The organism is Streptomyces albiflavescens (assembly GCF_014645835.1).
Taxonomy (GTDB): Bacteria; Actinomycetota; Actinomycetes; order Streptomycetales; family Streptomycetaceae; genus Streptomyces; species Streptomyces albiflavescens.
Genome location: NZ_BMMM01000001.1, coordinates 1,110,767 through 1,130,364, shown reverse-complemented (window position 1 = coordinate 1,130,364; position 19,598 = coordinate 1,110,767). Strand labels below are relative to the sequence as shown.

General features: G+C 70.6%; 17 protein-coding genes. 7 read left to right on the top strand and 10 right to left on the bottom strand.

Annotated elements, in window-relative coordinates; all coding sequences use genetic code 11:
* Positions 1–15 precede the first annotated feature (15 nt).
* Complete coding sequence (gcvP, locus tag IEY95_RS04955; protein WP_189184558.1) at positions 16–2,901, top strand: aminomethyl-transferring glycine dehydrogenase; 2,886 nt, start codon at positions 16–18, stop codon at positions 2,899–2,901.
* A gap of 138 nt (positions 2,902–3,039) precedes the next feature.
* Here gcvP and IEY95_RS04950 read toward each other — a convergent pair whose 3' ends face one another.
* Together IEY95_RS04950 and IEY95_RS04945 are read right to left on the bottom strand one after the other, a co-directional pair.
* The gene (locus tag IEY95_RS04950; RefSeq protein ID WP_189184557.1) at positions 3,040–3,246 is read right to left on the bottom strand and encodes a DUF5999 family protein; all 207 of its coding nucleotides are present in this window, start codon (positions 3,244–3,246) and stop codon (positions 3,040–3,042) included.
* A 362-nt stretch (positions 3,247–3,608) separates the two neighbouring features.
* Positions 3,609–4,205 (bottom strand): hypothetical protein, encoded by a 597-nt coding sequence (locus IEY95_RS04945; RefSeq protein ID WP_189184556.1) that lies wholly within the window; start codon positions 4,203–4,205, stop codon positions 3,609–3,611.
* A gap of 545 nt (positions 4,206–4,750) precedes the next feature.
* On the opposite strand from IEY95_RS04945, the gene IEY95_RS04940 reads away from it, so the two are divergent.
* Positions 4,751–6,268 (top strand): glutamate-cysteine ligase family protein, encoded by a 1,518-nt coding sequence (locus tag IEY95_RS04940; RefSeq protein ID WP_189184555.1) that lies wholly within the window; start codon positions 4,751–4,753, stop codon positions 6,266–6,268.
* 48 nt (positions 6,269–6,316) lie between these two features.
* Here IEY95_RS04940 and IEY95_RS04935 read toward each other — a convergent pair whose 3' ends face one another.
* Positions 6,317–8,080, bottom strand: coding sequence for a substrate-binding and VWA domain-containing protein (locus tag IEY95_RS04935; protein ID WP_189184554.1), 1,764 nt, complete (start codon positions 8,078–8,080; stop codon positions 6,317–6,319).
* Between the two features lie 186 nt (positions 8,081–8,266).
* Between IEY95_RS04935 and IEY95_RS04930 the strand changes: the two genes are divergently transcribed.
* On the top strand, positions 8,267–9,067 hold the full coding sequence (locus IEY95_RS04930; RefSeq protein ID WP_189184553.1) for a CPBP family intramembrane glutamic endopeptidase: 801 nt from the start codon (positions 8,267–8,269) through the stop codon (positions 9,065–9,067).
* A 221-nt stretch (positions 9,068–9,288) separates the two neighbouring features.
* Here IEY95_RS04930 and IEY95_RS04925 read toward each other — a convergent pair whose 3' ends face one another.
* The 4 genes from IEY95_RS04925 to IEY95_RS04910 all read right to left on the bottom strand — a co-directional run bounded on the left by IEY95_RS04925 (position 9,289) and on the right by IEY95_RS04910 (position 13,324).
* Complete coding sequence (locus IEY95_RS04925; RefSeq protein WP_189184552.1) at positions 9,289–10,098, bottom strand: PhzF family phenazine biosynthesis protein; 810 nt, start codon at positions 10,096–10,098, stop codon at positions 9,289–9,291.
* Positions 10,099–10,398: 300 nt separating this feature from the next.
* Positions 10,399–11,544 carry a winged helix DNA-binding domain-containing protein gene (locus tag IEY95_RS04920; protein ID WP_189184551.1) on the bottom strand — a complete coding sequence of 382 codons (1,146 nt, stop codon included), beginning with the start codon at positions 11,542–11,544 and terminating at the stop codon, positions 10,399–10,401.
* Between the two features lie 197 nt (positions 11,545–11,741).
* The gene (locus IEY95_RS04915; protein ID WP_189184550.1) at positions 11,742–12,980 is read right to left on the bottom strand and encodes an RNA polymerase sigma factor; all 1,239 of its coding nucleotides are present in this window, start codon (positions 12,978–12,980) and stop codon (positions 11,742–11,744) included.
* Complete coding sequence (locus IEY95_RS04910) at positions 12,977–13,324, bottom strand: YciI family protein (RefSeq protein WP_229702570.1); 348 nt, start codon at positions 13,322–13,324, stop codon at positions 12,977–12,979. Before IEY95_RS04910 ends, IEY95_RS04915 begins: the two co-directional genes overlap by 4 nt.
* 440 nt (positions 13,325–13,764) lie before the next feature.
* On the opposite strand from IEY95_RS04910, the gene IEY95_RS04905 reads away from it, so the two are divergent.
* Positions 13,765–14,427, top strand: coding sequence for a PadR family transcriptional regulator (locus IEY95_RS04905; protein ID WP_189184548.1), 663 nt, complete (start codon positions 13,765–13,767; stop codon positions 14,425–14,427).
* A gap of 109 nt (positions 14,428–14,536) precedes the next feature.
* Here the strand turns inward: IEY95_RS04905 and IEY95_RS04900 are convergent, their stop codons facing one another.
* Positions 14,537–14,965: a type II toxin-antitoxin system Rv0910 family toxin gene (locus IEY95_RS04900; RefSeq protein ID WP_189184547.1), complete on the bottom strand. Its 429-nt coding sequence runs from the start codon at positions 14,963–14,965 to the stop codon at positions 14,537–14,539.
* Between the two features lie 177 nt (positions 14,966–15,142).
* Positions 15,143–15,331 (bottom strand): hypothetical protein, encoded by a 189-nt coding sequence (locus IEY95_RS04895; protein WP_189184546.1) that lies wholly within the window; start codon positions 15,329–15,331, stop codon positions 15,143–15,145.
* Positions 15,332–15,491: 160 nt separating this feature from the next.
* Here IEY95_RS04895 and IEY95_RS04890 point away from each other — a divergent pair, with 160 nt between their 5' ends.
* The 3 genes from IEY95_RS04890 to IEY95_RS04880 all read left to right on the top strand — a co-directional run bounded on the left by IEY95_RS04890 (position 15,492) and on the right by IEY95_RS04880 (position 18,487).
* Positions 15,492–16,076: a Clp protease N-terminal domain-containing protein gene (locus IEY95_RS04890; RefSeq protein ID WP_189184652.1), complete on the top strand. Its 585-nt coding sequence runs from the start codon at positions 15,492–15,494 to the stop codon at positions 16,074–16,076.
* 230 nt (positions 16,077–16,306) lie between these two features.
* Positions 16,307–17,317 carry an EamA family transporter gene (locus IEY95_RS04885; protein ID WP_189184545.1) on the top strand — a complete coding sequence of 337 codons (1,011 nt, stop codon included), beginning with the start codon at positions 16,307–16,309 and terminating at the stop codon, positions 17,315–17,317.
* A gap of 204 nt (positions 17,318–17,521) precedes the next feature.
* Entirely contained in the window at positions 17,522–18,487 is a 966-nt protein-coding gene (locus IEY95_RS04880; RefSeq protein WP_189184544.1) for a DMT family transporter, read from the top strand.
* 282 nt (positions 18,488–18,769) lie between these two features.
* On the opposite strand, the gene IEY95_RS04875 is transcribed toward IEY95_RS04880, so the two are convergent.
* Positions 18,770–19,378 (bottom strand): DJ-1/PfpI family protein, encoded by a 609-nt coding sequence (locus IEY95_RS04875; RefSeq protein ID WP_189184543.1) that lies wholly within the window; start codon positions 19,376–19,378, stop codon positions 18,770–18,772.
* Between the last annotated feature and the right edge of the window lie 220 nt (positions 19,379–19,598).

Genomic DNA, 19,598 nt, shown 5'->3' with positions numbered 1-19,598 from the left:
CAGGAGGCCTCCGCAATGACCGCCCATCGCATTCCGCTCTCCGAGCTCGAACAGGGAATCCCCTTCGAGCAGCGCCACATCGGGCCCGACTCCGAGGCACGGGCCAAGATGCTCGCGCAGGTCGGGTACGGCTCGCTCGACGAGCTGACGGCCGCCGCGGTCCCGGACGTCATCAAGAACGCCGACGCCCTGGACCTGCCGGGCGCGCGCACCGAGGCCGAGGTGCTGGCCGAGCTGCGCTCCCTCGCGGACCGCAACCAGGTGCTCGACTCGATGGTCGGCCTCGGTTACTACGGCACGTTCACGCCGCCGGTGATCCTGCGCAATGTCATGGAGAACCCGGCCTGGTACACCGCGTACACGCCGTACCAGCCGGAGATCTCACAGGGCCGTCTCGAGGCGCTGCTGAACTTCCAGACCGCGGTCGCCGAGCTGACCGGGCTGCCGACCTCCGGCGCCTCGCTGCTCGACGAGGGCACCGCCGCGGCCGAGGCGATGGCGCTGTCCCGCCGCATGGGCAAGAACAAGAAGGGTCTGTTCCTGGTCGATGCGGACGCGCTGCCGCAGACCATCGCCGTCATCGAGACCCGCGCCGAGCCGACCGGCGTCGAGGTCGTCGTCGCGGACCTCGGCGAGGGCATCCCCGGCGAGCTCGCCGGGCGCGAGATCAACGGCGTACTGATCCAGTACCCGGGCGCTTCCGGTGCCGTGCGCGACCTCAAGCCGATCATCGAGCAGGCGCACGAGCTGGGCGCGGTCGTCACTGTCGCCGCGGACCTGCTCGCCCTGACCCTCCTCACCTCGCCCGGCGAGCTCGGCGCCGACATCGCGGTCGGTACGACGCAGCGCTTCGGTGTGCCGATGGGCTTCGGCGGGCCGCACGCCGGATACATGGCGGTGCGCGAGACCTTCGCGCGCAGCCTGCCGGGTCGACTCGTCGGCGTGTCCGTCGACGCGGACGGGAACAAGGCGTACCGCCTCGCCCTGCAGACGCGTGAGCAGCACATCCGCCGTGAGAAGGCGACCAGCAACATCTGTACGGCTCAGGTGCTGCTCGCCGTGATGGCCGGCATGTACGCCGTCTACCACGGCCCCGAGGGCCTGCGGACCATCGCGCGGCGTACGCACCAGTACGCCACGATCCTCGCCGCGGGTCTGACGGCGGGCGGGGTCGAGGTCGTGCACGGCGCGTACTTCGACACGCTGACCGTGCGGGTGCCGGGCAAGGCCGCCGAGGCCGTCGCCGCCGCGCGCGAGGGCGGTGTCAACCTCCACCTCATGGACGCCGACCACGTGTCGATCGCCTGCGACGAGACCACCACGCGCAAGCAACTGGCCGCCGTATGGGCCGCGTTCGGCGTCGAGGGCGACGTCGAGGCGCTGGACGCGACGGCGCAGGACACGCTGCCGGCCGCGCTGCTGCGCACCGACGGCTATCTCACGCACCCGGTCTTCCACCAGCACCGCTCCGAGACCGCGATGCTGCGCTACCTGCGCAAGCTCTCCGACCGCGACTACGCGCTCGACCGCGGCATGATCCCGCTGGGCTCCTGCACGATGAAGCTCAACGCGACCACGGAGATGGAGCCGGTCACCTGGCCGGAGTTCGGCCAGCTGCACCCCTTCGTGCCCGCCGAGCAGGCGCAGGGCTACCTCACGCTCATCCGTGAGCTGGAGGAACGTCTCGCCGAGGTCACCGGCTACGACAAGGTCTCGCTCCAGCCGAACGCCGGTTCGCAGGGCGAGCTGGCCGGTCTGCTGGCTGTGCGTGGCTACCACCGCGCCAACGGCGACGAGCAGCGCACCGTCTGCCTCATCCCGTCCTCCGCGCACGGCACGAACGCCGCGAGCGCCGTGATGGCCGGCATGAAGGTCGTGGTCGTGAAGACCTCGGACGACGGCGAGATCGACGTGGAGGACCTGCGCGCCAAGATCGAGCAGTACCGCGACGAGCTGTCCGTGCTGATGATCACGTACCCCTCGACGCACGGTGTGTTCGAGGAGCATGTCGCCGACATCTGCGCGCAGGTGCACGAGGCGGGCGGTCAGGTCTACGTCGACGGCGCCAACCTCAACGCACTGGTGGGCCTGGCCAAGCCGGGCCACTTCGGCGGTGACGTCTCGCACCTCAACCTGCACAAGACGTTCTGCATCCCGCACGGCGGCGGCGGTCCGGGCGTCGGCCCGGTCGGTGTGCGCTCGCACCTGGCGCCGTATCTGCCGAACCACCCCCTGCAGCCCGCGGCCGGTCCCGAGACCGGTGTCGGCCCGATCTCGGCCGCTCCCTGGGGCTCCGCGGGCATCCTGCCGATCTCGTGGGCGTACGTCCGGCTCATGGGTGGTGAGGGCCTCAAGCGGGCCACGCAGGTGGCCGTCCTGTCCGCGAACTACATCGCCAAGCGCCTGGAGCCGCACTTCCCGGTGCTCTACACCGGTCCGGGCGGACTCGTCGCGCACGAGTGCATCATCGACGTGCGTCCGCTGACCAAGGCGACCGGCGTCACCGTCGACGACATCGCCAAGCGTCTGATCGACTACGGCTTCCACGCGCCGACGATGTCGTTCCCGGTGGCCGGCACGCTGATGATCGAACCGACCGAGTCCGAGGACTTGGGCGAGCTCGACCGGTTCTGCGACGCGATGATCGCGATCCGCGCGGAGATCGAGAAGGTAGGTTCGGGCGAGTGGTCGGCGGAGGACAACCCGCTGCGGGGCGCGCCGCACACGGCCGCCGCGCTCGGCGGGGACTGGAAGCACGCCTACACGCGTGAGGAGGCCGTCTTCCCGGCCGGTGTCTCGACGGCGGACAAGTACTGGCCGCCGGTGCGCCGCATCGACCAGGCATACGGCGACCGGAACCTGGTCTGCTCCTGCCCGCCGCTGGACGCCTACGAGGACTGATCAGCGCTCGGGACCTGGACGGCTACGGGGAGTGATCGCCCCCGGACATGCGTCGGGGCCGGTTCGGAGAGTACGTCTCCGGGCCGGCCCCTCTTATGTCTGGGTGGCTCCGCTGGCGAGGCCACCCGGTGGTGAGGCTCAGGCGGCCGTCATCACGTGTTCGCTGCCCATGGGGCGATGCGGGGCGATGATCTGGCCGTCCGGCAGGAGCTCACCGGTGTCCTCGAAGAGCAGAACGCCGTTGCACAGCAGGCTCCATCCCTGCTCCGGGTGGTGCGCCACGAGACGGGCGGACTCCCGGTCGGCGGATTCGGCTGACGGACACGGTGGCTGGTGCTGGCACATGGATGGGATCTTTCGCTGGGTCGAGATGTGAGTGATGGCTGTGGTGTCTGTCCCGCGGCTCGATGTGTTCATGGCCGCCCCCCGTTGGTGTGTGGTCTGGAACCCAGTGTTGCCCTACGAGCGTCAATCCGCAGGGATTTAGCTGCACCGCTTCTTACAGGTTGATGACGCATCACCCGTGCGGTCGGTTCATTCCAACTGCACTGTCCCTTCGGGTGGTTCGGGGTGGCCGAATGGGGCTAGTCCGGTCGGGGCGAGCCGCACGTTTCCCCTCGTACGAGCGGGGTGCGGCCCTAACGAGCAACGTGCCCCGCGGCCGGACGAACGGCGGCGGGGCACGGTTGTCTCACTTGCGCCAGGGCCTATGCGGGGACCTCCGCGGGGGAGCTCAGTAGTGGGGCGCGCGTGACCCGGAGGGTCAGGACCGGCAGCAGTTCGGCGACGCGGTGCGGGCGGTGCGCGGCGATGCCGGGCGGGGCGGGCGCCAGCGGCACCAGGAGGTCGGTGGCGGCCGGGTGGCCGGAGGCGCCGTCCGCGGCGCAGTCGCCGTGCAGCCAGAGCGTGAGCATGTAGAGCTCGGGCACGGACAACAGGCGTGCCTGGTAGGGCTGCTGCATGGTCTCGGCCTGTCGCAGGGCGCGTTCGGTGGCGGTGATGTACGGGCCCTCGAAGAAGCGCGAGAAGGCCCAGCCGTCAGGGGTCAGCATGGTGTCGGCGGCAGCCACCGAGCGGTCCCCGCAGCGGATCAGAAAACGCCAGCCGGCGAGCCGGGTGGCGGAGGCGCCCGCGGGAGTGATCCGGTCCAGGACGTGCACGGGCAGCGGGAGTTCGGGCGTGACGGGTCCCTGGGCCAGACGCAGGGACGGAGTGCGCGCCTCGCGGACAGCGGTGGGGGAACCGAGTGCCGTGAGGACGGTGCGCAGGGCCGGCGCGGGAGCCGGGGGTACGTGCAGCGGCATGGTGGGTCGCCTCTCATTCGACAGGCACAGTGGCGCGAGGGCCGGGGCGGACGGCGCTGTCAGCTCTCGGGGTCAGAAGGGCGAGGGGGTCTGGATCTGCCAACAGGGTGTGGCCTGCCGTACGTCACCTTGACGACAGGACCTAGGACCGCGAGCGCCAACTCTCTGCCTCGTTTGCGGAGTTTATACGACACGTGTTCAGACGATGTTTCGTCTAGCCGTCCCGAATATGAAGAGCAAGGCACTATTCGGTCGGCGAAACGCGATGTTCATCCCGCTTCTGTGGCCGCGTACCACGATGACCTCGGAATGCTTCGCCGGAGCGGTCGGCCGATTCTCGTCGGCGTTTTTCACGAGATCATGTCGGGCTGAAACTTGCACCATGCATCATGCCCGGTGAATGTGCCGCGGGTACCTGGGTACAGAGTAGCGGGCAGAGGGTGTGCCCAGGGCGTTATCGATCGCCTTGTCTGGGCATCATCCCCCGTGACCCGGGACGCCAGAGGCCGGAGCATCGGCCTGCCCATCCGAGGAGGGACACTTCGATGGGGGAGAAGGTCGTGGCAGGGCCGTTCGACCTGTCCGATCGGCAGCGCTACCGCGGCAAGCTCCGGAAGTGTCTGACGGGGCTGGAGCGGCTGCTGGAGGAGAAGCGGTTCGATCGTCCGCAGAATCTCATGGGACTGGAGATCGAGCTGAATCTCGCAGGACCTGACGGCATGCCCAGAATGATGAATGCCCAAGTGCTCGAAAGGATTGCGAGCCGCGATTTCCAAACAGAACTCGCCATGTTCAACCTGGAAGTCAACATAGCCCCCCATCGATTGGGCGGCCGGGTATTCGACCGGCTCGCCGAGGAGCTGCGCACCTCGCTCGGGTACGCCCACCGGAAAGCGAGCGAAGTCGACGCCGGAATCGTGATGATCGGTATTCTGCCGACCCTCGGCCAGAACGATCTGGTCTCCTCGAACCTGTCGGACGTCGACCGGTACACCCTGCTCAACGACCAGATCGTGGCCGCCCGCGGCGAGGATTTCGCCCTGGACATCGACGGTGTGGAGCGCCTCGTCTGTACATCGGGGTCCATCGCGCCCGAAGCCGCCTGCACCTCCGTGCAGTTGCACCTCCAGGTCACCCCGGGCCGCTTCGCGGACGTGTGGAACGCGGCGCAGGCGGTGGCCGCCGCACAGATCGCGGTGGGCGCCAACTCGCCGTTCCTGTTCGGTCGTGAGCTGTGGCGCGAGTCGCGACCCCCGCTGTTCCAGCAGTCCACCGACACCCGGCCGCCCGAGCTGCAGGCGCAAGGAGTCAGGCCGCGCACCTGGTTCGGCGAGCGGTGGATCTCCTCGGCGTACGACCTCTTCGAGGAGAACCTGCGTTTCTTCCCGCCCTTGTTGCCCATCTGCGACGACGAGGACCCGCTCGCCGTCCTCGACGACGGAGGCATCCCCAAGCTCGCCGAACTCGTGCTGCACAACGGCACGGTGTACCGGTGGAACCGGCCGGTGTACGGCATCGCCGACGGCGTCCCTCATCTGCGCGTCGAGAACAGGGTGCTGCCGGCCGGCCCCACCGTCACCGACGTCATCGCCAACGCGGCCTTCTACTACGGGCTCGTCCGCGCGCTGGCCGAGGAGGCGCGGCCCGTCTGGACGCGGTTGTCGTTCGAGTCCGCCGCCGCCAACTTCGACGCCGCCTGCCGACATGGCATCGAGGCGCGTCTGGAGTGGCCGCGGCGCGGCCGGTACGGCGGGACCGCGCGGGTGGACGCCGTGAACCTGGTCCGCGACGAGTTGTTGCCGCTCGCCGCCGCCGGACTGGACGCGTGGGGTGTCGAGCCCGCGGACCGGGACCTCTACCTCGGCGTGATCGAGGACCGGTGCCGATTGCGCGTGAATGGCGCGAGCTGGCAGGCGGCCACCTTCCACCGGGCCCTGGAGAAGGGGCATGCCCGGGATACCGCGCTGGCCGCGACGACCCGGCGGTACGGCGAGCTGATGCACCTCGGGGAGCCCGTGCACACCTGGCCGGTGGGGCTGCCGGAGCCGGTTCCGCTCGGGTGAGAGGCGTTCGTACAGGCGTCGGCCCCAGTTGCCCGCCTCCCCGCGGCGTCAGCTCTGACTGCCCGCCTCCACGATCGCCTTGAGGATGACCGAGTGGATCTGGGACGGGTCGTTGACCTGGTGACCCGAGCCGCCGGTCGCCTTGGCGATCTGGTCGACCTCCTCCTTGTCGGCGTCCGGGCCCACCGCGATCGCGATCAGCGGTACCGGGCGCTCCGGGTCGGTCAGCTTCTGCAACTGGGCGACGAGGCTGGAGCGCGAGATGCTGCCCGGGTCCTGGTTGACACCGTCGGTGAGGACGACCAGCGCGTTGAACTTCCCCTTCACATAGGAGGAGATGGCCGCGCGGTACGCGGCCAGTGTGGTGTCGTACAGGCCCGTTGCCCCGGCCGGGACGGGCTCCAGGGCGCTGAAGGCCGCCGACAGTCTGTCCCGCTGGGTGCCGGTGCCCTTGCGGTCGCCTAGGCGTTCCGTCGGGACGAGCACGCGGTAGTCCTTGTCGCCGTCGAGCTTCGTGGAGAACTTCCACAGCCCGATCTCGTCCTCGGGCGTGAAGGTGGCCAGGGCCTGGAGCAGGGATGCCTTGGTGACGTCCATACGGGACTGGTCGGTGCCCGGCACCGGTTCGGTCATGGACGCGGAGGCGTCGACGACCGTGGTGATCCGGGCGCTCTGCACCGTGATCGTCCACATGCCGAGGGTCTCCTGGAGGGCCTTCGCCGACGCGGGTTCGGCCGAGGCCTGGACGTACGGTTGCGGGGAGCGACCGCCGGCCTTGGTGACCAGCGCGTCCGAGGCGGTCGCGGCATCCGTGCGGAAACCGTGCTTCTGCAGGATCTTCTGCGGCTCCGACTCGCCCAGCAGCGTCATGAAGCGCAGGGCGGCGCGACTCTGGTCCGTGCTCAGCCGTGGCTCGTCGACCAGCGTGAACGGGTAGTCGAGCTGGGGCGATCCGTCCTTGGGGTAGAAGAGGTCGAGCCCGTCGCCGCTGTCGGCCGAGGCGTTGTGCGCGAACGCCGCCTGCTCGGAGAGGATCAGCGCCTGGTTGCGCTTCGGATTGCCCTGCTCGGTGCCGGAGGAGTCGCGCGGCAGCGTGTCCAGGACCTGGCTGTCGCTGTCGGAGGTGCGCTGGGAGAGGGCCTTCGCCATGGCGGCCGCCTGGGTGTCCCCGCCCTTGGTCCGCGCCGCGGCGGTGCTGAGCTGCGTCAGCGCGAGCAGTCCGGACGCACTGCGGGTCGGGTCGGCCGCGCCGAGTTTCAACCGATCGCTCGTCATCGTCGCGCCGGCCAACTCGGTCCAGGTGTATGTCTTCTCGGGCCAGCCAAGGGTCTTCGCGGCCGACGGGACCACGGCGACGCCGACCGGGGAGTACGCGACGTTGCCCGCGTTGGTCACTCCGGTCGCCGCGCTGTCCGCGCTGACGCGCTGCACCCACACGTCGGAGTCCGGCACCCACACCTGAACGTCGGACGTCTTGCCCGACCGGAGCGCGTCGGTGAACTTGTACGACTCGCGCGCGGTCACGGTGACGTCGAGGCAACGGCCGTCGGAGGTGATGTTGTTCTTGCGGGCATGATCGGCGGTGGCTCTGAGGGCGGGCGCCATGTCCGGGGACGCGGCGACCTCGAGGTGGACGGCGTTGTCCTGGCAGGAGCCGCCGAAGGAGAGCAGGCCACCGCGGACGGCGACCGCCGTGCCCGCCGCGACCGTGAGTACGAGCACCGTCGCGATGGCCACGTTGCGGCGGCGCGTGCGGGGTCGGGGGTCGGCGACGCCCGCCCGGTACTCGTCGGGCAAGCTGTGACGTCCCATGACGTTAGTGCCCCTCCCTGTTGAGCCTTGAGCCGTGAGACAGCCGTAAGGCAGACATAGGGGAGGTACGCCCCGTACGGCGCCCGTCCCCCCAACGGCCTGTCGCGCACGATCTTCGTAACTTCTTTCGAGACCCTAGCGGGGCGAAGATGGGGATGAGGCGGGATTACTCAACTGGAGGCGGGAGTGCAGGTGGAGGCGGGTTCGGTGGCCGATTCTTTTCCGAAGGAGCGGCTGACACGACGGATCTTCCGGGACGAGACGCTGCTCGTCCTGGGGCTCTCGCTCGGTGCGAGCGGGGTGTCCGCGCTGATCAGCTTTGTCGGATCGGTCACCAAACCGGGGGGTCTCAAGGACCAGGCGGCCACCCTGAACGCCTCGGCCGCGCCGGGGCGGCCCTGGCTTGATCTGGCATGGCAGCTGTTCGGAATCGCGTCGGCTCTGGTGCCGGTCGCGCTGGTCGCGCACTTCCTGCTGCGCGAGGGCCAGGGGCTGCGCGTGATCGGCTTCGACCGCACGCGGCCGTGGCCGGACCTCGGGCGCGGGGCCGTGATCGCGGCGGTGATCGGCAGCACGGGCATCGCCTTCTATCTGGCCGCCCGGGGGCTCGGCTTCAACCTCACCGTGGTGCCCGAGGCGCTGCCCGACGTGTGGTGGAAGTACCCGGTGCTGATCCTGTCGGCCGTGCAGAACGCCGTGCTGGAGGAGGTCATCGTCGTCGGGTATCTGCTGCGCCGGCTCGGCCAGTTGGGCTGGACGCCGGGCACCGCCCTGGTGGCGAGCTCGGTGCTGCGCGGCTCGTACCACCTCTACCAGGGCATCGGCGGTTTCGTCGGCAACATGGCGATGGGTGTGGTCTTCGTCTTCCTGTACCGGCGATGGGGGCGGGTGGGCCCGCTCGTGGTCGCGCACTCGCTGCTCGACATCGGGGCGTTCGTGGGCTACGCGCTGCTGGCGGGCAAGGTGGGGTGGCTGCCGACGGCGTGAGCGGTGTGAGCCGGGTGAGCCGGTCTCAGGGGGCGTACGACACTCTCGTACGCCCCCTCTTGTATTCCGCGTGGCGCGTCCCCGGCGGCGCGGCGGACGCTCGGCGGCGCGGCGGGGACTAGGGGGTTTCTGATGGATCTCCGTGGAAGAAGGAGCGGCGTTCGGTGCGTGCTCTCGGCGTGCCGGGCGTCGCGACGCCGCGGAGATCCATCAGAAGCCCCCTAGGCGAGCAGGTCGCCCTCGATGACCGTGATCGCGCGGCCCGTGAGCAGGGTGCGGTCGCCGCGCAGTTGCGTGCGGACGAGGCCGGAGCGCGGGGACGCCTGCAAGCCCGTGAGGTCGGTGCGGCCGAGGCGCTCCGACCAGTAGGGGGCGAGGGCAGTGTGGGCGCTGCCGGTGACCGGGTCCTCGTCGATGCCGACATTCGGGAAGAAGCAGCGGGAGACGAAGTCGTAGCCCCGGGAAGGATCTTCGGCGCGAGCGGTCGCGATGATGCCGCGCTCGGAGTACCGCGTGAGCGCCTTGTGGTCCGGCGCGAGGCCCAGGACCACCCTCTCGTCGGCGACTTCGATCACCAGGTCGCCGATGTTCGGGCCGGTGTCGAAGGCGGTCAGTGGCTCGGCGCCCAGCGCCTCGGCGACGCCGTCCGGGACCTCGACCGGGGTGAGCGGCGCGGTCGGGAAGTCCAGCGTGACGGAACCGTCCTCGTGGGGCGTGGCGATGAGGACGCCGCTCAGCGTGGCGAACCGTACGGGCCCCTCGTGGACGCCCGTGGTGTACAGCACGTGCGCGGTGGCCAGCGTCGCGTGCCCGCACATCGCGACCTCGGTGGCGGGCGTGAACCAGCGCAGCGCCCAGTCGGCATCGCCGCCCTCGGGAAGGCGGCGGGCGAACGCCGTTTCGGCGTGGTTGACCTCAAGGGCCACGCCTTGGAGCCAGGCGTCGTCCGGGAACGTGTCGAGGAGGAGGACACCGGCAGGGTTGCCGGTGAAGGGGCGGTCGGTGAAGGCGTCGACGATTCGAATCCGCATGGCGCGACGCTAACCGCCCGCCGCGGTCGCGGAACAAGGCCAATCGCGGGGAGCTGGAGCTCTTGCCGACTCGGGCTCCCCGTCATGTTGATCTCGTTGCCGGCTCGGCTCCGGGTCATGCCGATCCCTCGTCCGAGGGCGAACCAGCCGCCTGGTGCGAAGGCGGGATTCCCCTCCCCGGCGTCGCGCAGTATCACCAGGCGCTGTCGCGATCACCAGGCGCCGTCGCGCGGCCGCCGTTGTCCCGTGCCGGCGCACCTGGAGTGTGTGCCATCGAGGTTCGAGCGACAGGACCGATGGTCACAGCGACTGCGGCAGTAGCCGTACGTCGGCCTTGGGGAGCTTGGCCCACCAATGGTGGTAGCGGCTGTAGACCGCCACCTCGCGGCCGGCGAGGAGCGCCGTCAGGGACTGGGCCTCCGCGGCGAGTCCGTCCCAGGCGGCGGGCGAAAGGGGGCGGAAGGCCATGGCCTCGATGCCGCCGTCCACCGGCCGCCACACACCGGCGACATATCCGTCCACCAGCAAGGTGGGCAGCACGTCGCCGTTGTTCCGGATCACCGAAGGGCGATAGGCCGGGGGTATGACCCGGCTGCGGTCGGCGTAGGCCAGCAGAATGCTGTCCCACATCGCCATGAGCCGGGGCGGAGCAGGGGTGTCCCCGGGCGGCCGGGAGGCGCCCGGGAGGTCGAACAGCGTGACGCCGTCCGGTCCCTGGAGCTGCTCGACGGCGCCGTCCAGAGCACGGAGGGCCTCGCGAACGGGCGCCCGCTGCACCATGGCGAACTGCGCGACGTCCGCCACCGACGCGGGCCCGAACCCTGCCAGATAGCGCAGGATCAGGGTCCGCAGGGCCTCCGGATCCACCGCCCGGCCCGTGGCCAGGGGCCCTGTTCCGGCCGCGACGAAGAACGGCCGGACGCCGAACGACCATGGTGCGTCCGTGGGGGCATGGTGCAGCGGCGCGTACGCCTTCAGGCCCCACCACGCCCCGTCCTTCCGCGGGGTGCCGAGCCGCTCCTCGACCCATGCCTGCATCTCGGCCTCGCTCCGCGGCCGGTTCGCGAAGGCCAACAGCTCCGGCACCAGCTCCTCCGCGTCCGCAGGCGTCAGCCCTACGTCGGCGAAGCGATGACCCAGCCGGGAGCCGTACAGCGTCGGCTGCATCGCCGCGCGGAAGACCTGGTAGTCATCGGTGTGCACGGCGTGCAGGGTGATCCGCATCAGGGACGCCTTGACCACGGAGCGCCGGGTGAACGCGGCGTCCAGCTCGGCCGCGGCGAACCCGCTGAGCCGGTTCCAGAGCGCGAGATACGGTGAGGCCGGGTGCTGCGCCTGGAGCGCGACCACGCGCCGCACTCCGTCCAGGACGGTCAACGGCTCCCGCGCCAGAAGCAGTTGGCGGCTGAGGGTGGCCCGGTTGAGTTCGTGCACGGTGATCTTCACAGCCCGCGATTCTGCCGCACCGCGCACGAACTTCGCGTGCGACCACCGGCCTGGGCGAAGAAGCTCCACGACGAGCACCGGCGCGGTCTGACCGCACCGTTCTGGTAGAACATCAACCGCTACGGCACGTTTCGCCTCGGTGTGGACAAGCGGCTTGGCCTACCGCCTGCGGTTGTTGCCCACCTGTTTGTCAGTGATCAGAGGTCGGCCAGTCTCCTGCGCAGGAAGGCCCGCTCCCGCTCGTTGTCGACGAGTTCGAGCGCGGCCCGGTAGGCCGCGGCCGCCTCGGCAGTGCGACCGAGTCTGCGCAGCAGATCCGCCCGCGCCGCCGGGAGCGGGTGGTAGCCCCGCAACGCTTCGGCGTTCAGCGCGTCCAACGCCGCGAGACCGGCCTCCGGACCGTCGCGCATCGCCACGGCCACCGCCCGGTTGAGCTCGACCACCGGCGACGGGGACACCCGCAACAGCACGTCGTAGAGCGCCACGACCTGCGGCCAGTCGGTCGAGGCGACGTCGGCAGCCTCATCGTGCACGGCCGCGATCGCCGCCTGCAGCGCGTACGGGCCGGAGCGAGGCCCGCACAAGGCGGCGACGACCAGGTCGCGGCCCTCGGTGATGCGGTCGGCGTCCCACAGGGCGCGGTCCTGGTCTTCCAGCGACACCAGCTCCCCCGCCGTGTCGACGCGGGCGGCGCGGCGGGCGTCGACCAGCAGCAGCAGCGCGAGCAGCCCGCTGACCTCGGCTTCGGTGGGCAACAGTCGGTGCAGGATCCGTGCCAGCCGGACTGCCTCGTCGGTCAGGTCGGCCCGCACCAGGTCCTCGCCCGCGCTGGCGGCGTAGCCCTCCGTGAAGATCAGGTAGATCACCCGCAGCACACCGGGAATGCGCCCGGCCAATTCATCGGCCTCGGGCACACGGAACGAGATCCGCGCGTTGCGGATCTTGCGCTTGGCCCGCACGATCCGCTGCGCCATCGTGGCCTCCGGCACCAGAAAGGCCCGCGCCACCTCGGGTGTGGACAACCCCGCGAGGCACCGGAGCGTCAGCGCGACCTGGGCCTCGACCGACAGTGCGGGATGGCAGCAGGTGAAGAACAGGCGCAGCCGTTCGTCGGGGACATCGTCGCTCTCCCGCTCTGGCACCGTGGGGAGGAGCTGCCGCGCCTCGACGTGCATGATCGCGAGTCGCTCGGCGTAGGCCCTGTCCCGCCGCAACCGGTCGACGGCCTTGCGCCGCGCGGTGGTGAGCAACCAGGCCACGGGCGTCGTCGGCACCCCGTCGACGGGCCAGCGCTCCAGCGCGGCCTCGACAGCCTCGGACGCGACATCTTCGGCGAGGTCGAGGTCACCGAACTGGCGCACGAGCATGGCGAGCAGCCGGCCCCGCTCCTCACGAAACACCGCCTCGACCATGCCGGCCGCCCGCCCACCGGTCATGACAGGTCGAAGTCCTGAATCGGGCGCACCTCGACCCGCCAGGCCCGGGCCCCGGGGCAGCGGGCAGCCCAGTCGATCGCGGCATCCAGATCAGGGAGGTCGAGGATGTAGTAGCCGCCCAGATACTCCCGGGTCTCGGCGAAGGGCCCGTCGGTGACCATGCGCTCCCCGTTCTTGCCCACCTGGACGGAGGTGGCGGTCTCGAAGGAGTCCAGCACGTTGCTGTCGACCATGACCCCCGCGTCGTAAACCGCCTTGTGGTACGCCATGAACTCCTCCATGAGCCCCTGGTCGGCCTCGGCCGTCTGGGGCTCGGCGTCCTGAGTGCCGATGATGAGCAGCATGTACTTCACGGTGAACTCCTCTGTCGTCTTTCGTCGGGTTCGTGCGTTGCCCGTAGTGCGGCAACACTGGGATGACGAACGGCGAGGCAGCAGATCGACAACCCGCCGAAAGAATTTTCAGGCCCGCTCGATTCCATGCAGCTCGGCCGCCCCCAGGCCCAGGTCTCGATCGCCATCGTCGAGGCCATGTCGTGCGACCCGTGGCGCACACAAACTACGGCCTCCCTCCCTACGCGCCCGCGGCCGGCGCCGGCCCACCACGGACCAGGCCGCGCTCGCACAACAGCCCGACGACGCGCGGGAGAAGACGGTCCAGAAGATCGCCGGCCTCTTCGGCGTTCCCCGCTCCATGGTTTCAACCGAAGGGGGTTGTCACGCGATGGGTTCCGATATATCGTTGACGCATCGCGACTGATCAACGATGGAATGGAGTGATGGCGATGCGTTCCCGTGGAGAAGACTTCGGATACGAACACGGACATGGACACCACGGCGGCCCCGGTCCTCGTGGTCGGGGCGGCTTCGAGGGGCGGCGCGGGGCTTTCGGGCCCTTCGGACCGGGTGGTCCCGGTGGCCCCGGCTTCGGCGGATCCGGCTTCGGCGGATCCGGCTTCGGCCCGGGCCCGTGGGGCGGGCGCGGCGGCCGGGGCGGGCCCCGGGGGAGGGCGCGGCGCGGCGACGTGCGCGCGTCGATCCTGGCCCTGCTCAAGGACCGGCCCATGCATGGGTACGAGATGATCCAGGAGATCGCCGAGCGCAGCGGCGGGGCGTGGAAGCCCAGCCCGGGTTCGGTGTACCCGACCCTTCAGCTGCTGGAGGACGAGGGTCTGATCACCAGCGAGGCCGAGGGCGGCAAGAAGCTGTTCTCGCTCACCGAGCCGGGCCGCAGCGCGGCCGATGAGGGTCCCGACGCGCCTTGGGAAGAGGCTGGGCGCGGGGTCGACTGGGAGACGCTGCACGAGATCCGGCAGGCCGGCTTCGGCCTCATGGAGGCCTTCGGTCAGGTCTGGAAGACCGGCAGCAAGGACCAGCGCGACAAGGCGGTGGCGGTCATCAACGAGGCCCGCAAGAAGCTGTACCTGATCCTCGCCGACGAGGACTGACGGCGTGCTGTGGTACCTGACGGCGCCCCGCGGAAGCGTTTCCGCGGGGCGCCTTTCCGCGTACGGGACCGCGGGGTGCCGTTCCGGGGCGGGCGATGGTGTTCGAGGCTCAGGTGACCAGTCCGGCCAGTTTGCGCAGCGACTCGTTGAGGGCGGCCGTCGCCGAATCCTTGAGCTTGCCCGCCATGAGCGAGACGGCGGCGCCGGTGAACTCCCCGTCGATCCGCACGGTCGTGGCGTCTCCGTCGGCGGTCAGGGTGTACCGCGTGGCGACGTTCACCGCCATCGGGCCCTTGCCTCGGATGGCCAGGGTGCGGGCGGTCTCCAGCTCCTCGATGGTCCAGTTGACCTCGGCCGGGAAGCCCATCAGTTTCATGTTCTCCTCGAAGGTGCCGCCGACCTCGAGTGACGCGGGGCCGCCCTTCGGGAAGCTGGTGTGGGTCGAGTTCCACTCGCCGTACGAGGAGAAGTCCGTGAGTTGCGCCCAGACCTTCTCGGCAGGCGCCTCCATGCGAGCTTCCGCGCTGACTTCGGCCATGCGACCACCTCTTCGTGTCGGGCTACGGTGTCGCGGAACGTAGCCGCAGGTCCCGGAACATTCAATACTGATGAACTGTCAGAAATTGTGTAGGAGGCGGCGGACGGGGGGTGGAGGGGGGCGGTGGAGGGAGAGGCGGCAGCGGGAGGGTGCGGCGGGGGCGGTGGGTACAGAGGGTCAGCCCACCCGTCGTATCACCGCCGCGTCGAACAGGTCCCACGCCCGCGGGTGGGGCCCCTCCTCGTGGCAGTGCCACGCCTCCCAGAACAGGTCGGCGGGCAGCGCCTCCTCCGGGGCGTACACCCGGTACACGTACTGCCTGCCGTCGATCGCCGGCAGGGCCACCAGCCAGCACCTGCTCTCCATGACCCGGGGGACGAGCGCCGGAGCGACGCGGTTGCGTGCGGGGCGCGAAGCAAGACGGCGCGCGCCCCAGGGGGAAATCGGCGCGAAGTCATCCGTAAGGAGGAGAACTCGCCCAGGGATGCCCACCCTGTGCGGGACGCCGAAATGCTGCCAGCCGGGGATGACCCGGCTCGCCGAGACTGATGGGGTAGGGGTTGTGCCATCCCGTATTCCCCAGCAGCCCGCCGCCGAGAGCGGCCCGAACCGTACGGAAGTCGAAGCCGGACTCAGTGCCGAGTTGGCCTCGGTGGTCTCCGGCGCGCGCAGGAGGGCGCTGCGGGACGGGGACCGGCAGATCGACACGGCCCATCTGTTGCACTCGCTGCTGGAGTCCGACCCCGAGGTGCGCGCGGTCTTCGACGGCGGGCCGCAGGTCGCCCGGTTGCTCGGCTACCTCGTGCAGCGCAGCATCGGCTACGGGCTGCGCTGGCAGAGCAGTGTCGAGGACTCCGGTGCCGTGCCCGTGGTCGCCGAGGCGGGCTGGTCCCCGGTGGCGGCCGGTGCCATGGAGGAAGCGTACGAGCGCGCGGTACTGCGGGGCGACGAGCGGGCCCGCGGTCTCGATCTGCTCGCGGCGGTCGTCGCCGATCCCCAGTCGCGGGCGGTCGAGGTCCTCGGACGCGCGGGAGTCGACGCCCGGGCGCTGTTGGGGCGCATCGAGGCCGGATGCGAGGAGTGCGCCGCGCGGGGCGACGGCGCCTACTGAGTCCACGGCGGGCAGGGGGCTGAGCCCGGTGGGGGCCGGTGGCCGAGCCCGGGGAGAGCCGGGCGAAGCGCCGCTCGCCGGGCCGGGAGAGAGTCATTCGCCAAGCCGGGAGAGTGTCCCGCCGAGCCCGGCCGAGGGTGGCAGACCTTGACGTCGAGTCGGCGCGTCCATGTCCAGCCGATGAGACAGGTGTCATTGGGGATGACGCTCCTGTCGACGCCTGTCATCATGTGCCGGTGCATACGTCTCAGGGCAGTCAGGGCAACCGTGGAAGGGGCGTCGGCCTGGGCCTCGCGCTCGTGTCGGCGGTCGCGTTCGGCGGATCGGGTGTCGCGGCCAAGCCGCTGATCGAGGCGGGTCTCGACCCGCTCCACGTGGTGTGGTTGCGTGTCACGGGCGCCGCGCTGGCGATGCTGCCGCTGGCCGTACGCCACCGGGCGCTGCTGCGGCAGCGTCCCGCACTGCTCGCCGGGTTCGGACTGCTCGGTGTGGCCGGCGTCCAGGCCTGCTACTTCGCCGCGATCTCCCGTATCCCCGTCGGCGTCGCACTGCTCGTCGAGTACCTCGCGCCCGCACTCGTGCTCGGCTGGGTGCGCTTCGTGCAGCGTCGGCCCGTGACACGCGCCGCGGCCCTCGGGGTCGTCCTCGCGGTCGGTGGACTCGCCTGTGTGGTCGAGGTGTGGTCCGGGCTGAGCTTCGACGCCATCGGACTGGTCCTCGCGCTGGGCGCCGCCTGCTGCCAGGTCGGCTACTTCGTCCTGTCCGACCAGGGCAGCGACGCCGGCGACGAGGCGCCGGACCCGCTCGGCGTGATCGCGTACGGGCTGCTCGTCGGCGCCCTCGTGCTGACGGTCATCGCGCGGCCCTGGACCATGGACTGGTCCGTGCTCGGAGGCAGCGCGGACATGAACGGGACGTCCGTGCTCGCCGCGCTGCTCCTCGGCTGGATCGTGCTGATCGCGACCGTCGTCGCGTACGGCACCGGAGTGCTCTCCGTGCGCAGGCTCTCTCCGCAGGTCGCGGGCGTCGTGGCCTGCCTCGAAGCGGTGATCGCGACGATCCTCGCCTGGGTGCTGCTGGGCGAGCATCTCTCGGCACCGCAGATCGTCGGCGGCTCGGTGGTGCTGCTCGGCGCGTTCATCGCGCAGTCGTCGGCGCCCGCGAAGCCGTCGGACGGCCCCGTCGCGAGCGGCGGGAGCGACCTCGAACGGGAGTTGTCGGCCCACGGAACCGCAGCGTAGGGTGCGGATCATGCCGTCGACGCTCGTTCTTCCGCCTCCGGCCGCCTGAGGCGGGCCCTCCGGAATCCACGCCCGGCCCCGAGCCGGGCGCAACGGTGCTGCCCGCAGAAGAAGTCCGAGGACCTTTCCGTACGCCCCCTGCCCGTCAGCACGGGCTGCGACGTGGTCCCTTCCTGAGCTTCTGCGTATCTGCGGAGAGAACACGTGTCGAACACTGCATCCGGCCTGCCCATCGGGCGAGGCCTCCTCTATCTGATCGTCGCCGGTGCCGCCTGGGGCACCGCGGGCGCGGCCGCGTCACTGGTCTACCGGGCCAGCGACATGGGACCGATCGCCCTCTCCTTCTGGCGGTGCGCGGGCGGGCTCGTCCTCCTGCTCACCGTGCGCCCGCGGCGTCGGCGGGTCCGGTCCGCCGTCTGTGAGCCACTCGGCCGCAAGGTTCTGCGGATCGGCGTCACGGGCTGTGGGCTCGCTGTCTTCCAGACCGCGTACTTCGCCGCAGTCGAGGCGACCGGCCTCGCGGTGGCGACCGTTGTCACGCTGGGCGCCGGGCCCGTACTCATCGCGCTCGGCGCGCGGCTGACCATGGGGGAGCGGCTCGGGCGCGGCGGGATCGCCGCCGTCGCCGGGGCGCTCGCCGGGCTCGGCGTGCTGGTGCTGGGCAGCGGAGATGCGACGGTGCGCCCCGGCGGTGTCCTGCTCGCGGTCGTGTCGGCGGCCGGGTACTCCACGATGACGCTGCTCACGCGGTGGTGGGGACGCGAGGGCCGAGCTGACGGGTCCGGCACGACGGCGTGGACGTTCGCCGTCACCACCGTCCTCCTCCTGCCGCTCGGCCTGGCCGAAGGGCTGGTCCCGCACGCCGCTCAACCGGTACACATGCTGGCCCTGCTGGCGTACATCGCCGCCATTCCCACAGCGTTGGCCTATGCCCTGTTCTTCGCGGGCGCGGCCGTCGTCCGTTCCGCGACCGTCTCCGTGATCATGCTCCTGGAGCCGGTGAGTGCGGCCGCCCTGGCCGTCGGGCTGCTCGGCGAGCGACTCACCGCGCCGACGCTGGTGGGCACCCTGCTGATGCTCGGCTCGGTCGCGGGACTCGCGCTGGCGGAAACCCGCGTCGCGGGGGCGGACGGGAGCCCGGTACCCGTGGAGGAATCGGCGCTGGTCTGAGGCGCGCGGTGCGGAGTGCGGGGTGCGGGCTCACCCGGGCCCGCCGGGCGAACCCGTGCCCCGCACCGCTCGGCCGACGAGGATGAGCACGATTGAGCTTGCGCCGGGGTGGCCAGGCGATGGGGCTCGAAGCGTCAGCAGGCCGCGGGTCCGGCCAGGACGAGTGCGGTGCTCGGCCGACGGAGGGGCGGCACGCCGGGCGGCCCGGTCCGGGACCGGGCCGCCCATTGCGGCCATGACCTGGTCAAGACGGCGGGCGGCCGCAAGGCTGATCGCGGGGCATCAGCCCAGTACGACCTCGCCCGTGCGGACGGCACGCATGGCCCTTTCGACAGTCTCCCGATTTTCACCGACCGGCGCCACGTAGTCGAGGACGTCGCGCGCGGCGTCCTCCCCGAGCGTTCGGGTGATCACCCATGCGGCGAGATACTGCGACGCCAAGCAGCCCCCCGCTGTGGCGATGTTCCCCTCGGCGTGGAACGGCGCGTCGAGCACGGCGATGTCGCAGGCTTCGACAAAGGGTCGGCTCTTCATGTCCGTGCAAGCCGGCATGCCGTCCAGCAACCCGAGGCGGGCGAGCACCAGCGCGCCGGAGCACTGCGCACCGATCAGCTGTCGCGAGGGGTCGAGCGGCAGCCTGGAGATCAGCCGGTCGTCGGCGACCACGTCGCGCGTCTTCACCCCGCTGCCGATCAGCACGACGTCGGCCTGGGTCACGAAGTCCATCGGGCGCTGCCCGGTCACCTCGACGCCGTTCATCGACGTGACCACCGGCGTCGGTGTCGTGATGAAGGCCTCCAGACCGTCCTTTCGGCACCGGTTGATCAGCGCGGAGGCGATGAAGCTGTCGAGTTCGTTGAACCCGTCGAAGGTGACCACGGCTACCTGCATGACAACTCCCTGAGTACGGCATCGGATGTCCGCTCCAAGGCGCGCAACTCAGGGTCGCGCGCCAAGGGGCGGCCGGTCGGTGGCGTGCATGCCACCGACCTTGCGTTTCGAGTTCCTAGCCCGAGGACCGCACTCGCCGGCCCGCCCGCCTGCTGACGTCCCGAGGATCGCCAGGGCGAACGCATCGCATGCATGATCGTGCTCGTCCTCGTAGGTCGGG

Coding starts and splice junctions, on each gene's coding strand:
- gcvP (WP_189184558.1), top strand. CDS start 16: ATGACCGCCCATCGCATTCCGCTCTCCGAGCTCGAACAGGGAATCCCC.
- IEY95_RS04950 (WP_189184557.1), bottom strand. CDS start 3,246: ATGTGCCAGCACCAGCCACCGTGTCCGTCAGCCGAATCCGCCGACCGG.
- IEY95_RS04945 (WP_189184556.1), bottom strand. CDS start 4,205: ATGCCGCTGCACGTACCCCCGGCTCCCGCGCCGGCCCTGCGCACCGTC.
- IEY95_RS04940 (WP_189184555.1), top strand. CDS start 4,751: ATGGGGGAGAAGGTCGTGGCAGGGCCGTTCGACCTGTCCGATCGGCAG.
- IEY95_RS04935 (WP_189184554.1), bottom strand. CDS start 8,080: ATGGGACGTCACAGCTTGCCCGACGAGTACCGGGCGGGCGTCGCCGAC.
- IEY95_RS04925 (WP_189184552.1), bottom strand. CDS start 10,098: ATGCGGATTCGAATCGTCGACGCCTTCACCGACCGCCCCTTCACCGGC.
- IEY95_RS04915 (WP_189184550.1), bottom strand. CDS start 12,980: ATGACCGGTGGGCGGGCGGCCGGCATGGTCGAGGCGGTGTTTCGTGAG.
- IEY95_RS04910 (WP_229702570.1), bottom strand. CDS start 13,324: ATGCTGCTCATCATCGGCACTCAGGACGCCGAGCCCCAGACGGCCGAG.
- IEY95_RS04905 (WP_189184548.1), top strand. CDS start 13,765: ATGCGTTCCCGTGGAGAAGACTTCGGATACGAACACGGACATGGACAC.
- IEY95_RS04900 (WP_189184547.1), bottom strand. CDS start 14,965: ATGGCCGAAGTCAGCGCGGAAGCTCGCATGGAGGCGCCTGCCGAGAAG.
- IEY95_RS04895 (WP_189184546.1), bottom strand. CDS start 15,331: ATGGAGAGCAGGTGCTGGCTGGTGGCCCTGCCGGCGATCGACGGCAGG.
- IEY95_RS04890 (WP_189184652.1), top strand. CDS start 15,492: ATGACCCGGCTCGCCGAGACTGATGGGGTAGGGGTTGTGCCATCCCGT.
- IEY95_RS04875 (WP_189184543.1), bottom strand. CDS start 19,378: ATGCAGGTAGCCGTGGTCACCTTCGACGGGTTCAACGAACTCGACAGC.